Below are 3,046 nucleotides of genomic sequence, written 5' to 3'. Positions count from 1 at the left end.
ACTATAGGTTTTCACTAGAGAATTAACTTAAGCAATTAAAGTATTATTCATTATCCCGAATGGATTTTGTATAATACTTTTTTAATGCAAAGAAAATCAATATATCTTAAGTAATGCTTTTAAAAACATCTCTATTAAGATATACTTTCTATATAAGTTTAACTAGAATTTAAGATTTAGCTTTTATAGCTAAGTAACTTATTTAGGAGGGAAGCCCTAATGAATGATAAAAACAGTGTGGATATAGCAAAGGCAGCTATAGAGATGGCAATCTCTTCAAGAAGCCATGAAGAAATACTTATAAAAGAATTCAAGGAAAATAATATTTCAGCTGTTGCTGTAGATATAGGTGGAAATTTAACCTCATCTATTCAAAAGATTATAGAGAGGGCTCTAGTTGCATCCAAGAGAACTGGAATAATAAAAGATTGTCATGTCCATGATGGAGCTGTTGCAGGAGCAACAAGAGAAGCTATAATGCAGGTATTAGCTAAGGCAAATGGGCTTAATGTAGGTGGAAAAATAGGTATTGCAAGACATGGAGAGCACATAAGTGTATGTATTTTCCTAAGTATTGGTCTTCTTCATTTAAATGAGGTTGTAATAGGCCTTGGACATAGGTCAATACCAAATCTTTAGAATAATCCTTTAATGTTTTCTATGATTATAATACCATTTATAATCATACTCTTTGTAATTTTGAGATTACTATAGCCTAAGTCTTGTATAGAGCTTCATAAGGCTAAAGATGGTGAGCGGTATTTTTAAAAATAGGATTTAGCTTAAAGATAAGAAGAATTAATTTTATTAGATAATACACCATAGAGTTTAATGGGTTAAGGGAAAATTCATGGCTAAAACCATGGATTTTCCCTTAGTTTATTTACATAAATAAAACTTTAAATAATTTAACTCCTTATTATACCTAAGTTATACTATTAAAATTATTAACTTTTATAAGAAGAATTTTTATATTTTCTATTAAAATATTGAATTTAGAGGTGGTGTGTCCATGCATATACCCTATCTAAATTTAATCTTTAAATAGGCTGTGAATTATGGTAGATTACAGTTTAGTTTAATATGTGATTCAGTACATCTGTATAAAAATAAGGTTTAATAATAAGAAAGCAAAAGCAATAGAAAGTGGAGCCCTGAAATCATTTAATAAGTTCCTAAATGATAAATGTAATAGACTTTAATTTTAAATAATATATAGGAAATGGGTGGGAAGTTATAAAAATTAATTTTATAATTGCATGAGTTATGATAAAATATAGGATTGTAGCGTGTTTTTATAATTTATACATAATTTTAATGGACATGCTATACCATTATTTAATAAAGATTAAATAATAACTAGTAAATATGCTAGTTTATTTTATTTTACTCTTAAAAGTAGTATTTAATAAATTGTAGATAAACCATCATAAGAGTAAATATCATAAAGATTTATATAGAATTAGTGTTTTATAACATATGAAGTATAAATTAACTTCCCATGATTCTATATAAATAAGTTTACTAGAATAAACTAAGGAAGGAAGACATAAATGAAAAGTGAAAAAGTAAAAGCAAAAGAATATTACATAAAAGATCTTTTAAGTGATAAATTTTTATTTGAAATACCAAATTATCAAAGACCTTATTGCTGGAATAAGGAGAATGTTAACCAGCTTATTGACGATATCATAGACGCTATAGAAAATAATAGGGATGAATTTTCAGATGACTTTGATTCCTATGAGCCATATTTTATAGGAAGTATAATCCTTTGTACAAAGAATAGTAAAGATGACGGTTCAGGAGTATATGATGTAATAGATGGACAGCAAAGATTAACTTCTATTACTATGCTTGTTGCAGCTATAAGAGATTTAGTAGAAAATGAAGAATATAAAAGCACTCTATCTTCTTTAATTTATCAAAAGCCTAATGCTTTAATGGGAACTAAGGGAAGCATAAGACTTAATGTTCGCGATAAGGAGCAGGAGTTCTTTAAAAAATACATATTAGAATTAGGTGGAACTAATAACATTAATGAATGTGAAGATGAGGATATTAATGAAGCTAAGGCTAGCATGATAAAGGCAATAAATATATTCAAGGAAAAGTTCTATGATGAGGATGGAGTTTTAGATAAGGAACTTTTAAATACATTTGTAATGTATCTTCTTCAAAGGGTGGTTTTAATAGCTATAACCACAGATTCCTTTGCTTCAGCCTTTAGACTATTTAATGTAATAAATGCAAGAGGACTTCCACTTACAAACTCAGATCTTTTAAAGAGTGAAAATCTAAGAGCCGTAGAAGAAGAGCTTCAAGATGAATATACAGCTAAGTGGGAAGATAGTGAGGATGATATAGGCCGTGAAAATCTTGAAATGCTAATAGGCTTTATGAGGACTCTAAAGCTTAGAAAGAAAGCAACTTCAACTATATTTGAGGAGTATGTGAAGAAGGTATTTACCTTATATCCAACCTTTAGAGGGAAAGAATTTATAGATACCTTAAATGATATAAAAACTATATACACTAAATATATAGTAGAAGGAACCATTGAGGTAGATGATAAAGAAAAAGAAACTTATTATAACAATCTTATGAACTTAATGAGAGAGGGCGTATCCTTTAATGAGTGGATGGTTACAGTTATAAAGTTTGTTCAAAAGTTTAGAGATGATAATGGCTTATATGACTTTGTAACTCTACTTGAGAAGAAAATAACTGTAGATTGGGTTAATGGACTAAACTTTAGTGAGAGAATTTCAAGACTTCATAGGATAGTAGATATTATAGAGGAAAGTAATACAGTTAAAGAAGTACTAGACAATGACATATTTAATAAGGAATTAAACCATAGTAGAGGATTATTCTATAACTCCTTAAATGATTCTGATTTCTACACTAAGGGAAGAATGATGATACCTAAATATGTTCTTTTAAGAATGGAAATGGAAGATGGCAAACCAGGTAAGAAAAAATTAGAGTTTAACCTGTCCAAGCTAAGTATTGATAATATTCTTCCAAGAAGACCATCTAATCC

2 protein-coding genes are annotated in these 3,046 nt (G+C 28.5%); both read left to right on the top strand.

Annotation, left to right across the window (positions count from 1 at the left end):
• Window positions 1-219 precede the first annotated feature (219 nt).
• Entirely contained in the window at window positions 220-639 is a 420-nt protein-coding gene (locus tag AB2369_RS12640; RefSeq protein ID WP_367666830.1) for a HutP family protein, read from the top strand.
• Between the two features lie 914 nt (window positions 640-1,553).
• Window positions 1,554-3,046 (top strand): DUF262 domain-containing protein (locus AB2369_RS12635; protein WP_367666829.1); only part of this gene is annotated, 1,493 nt, incomplete at its 3' end.

The organism is Clostridium sp. (assembly GCF_040797585.1).
GTDB lineage: Bacteria > Bacillota > Clostridia > Clostridiales > Clostridiaceae > Clostridium_Z.
Note: the sequence above shows the minus strand (reverse complement) of the source record. Positions and strands in the feature narration are given on the sequence as shown.

What these genes read in the sequence shown, in the direction of transcription:
- AB2369_RS12640 (WP_367666830.1), top strand. Translation starts at nt 220, where the DNA reads ATGAATGATAAAAACAGTGTGGATATAGCAAAGGCAGCTATAGAGATG.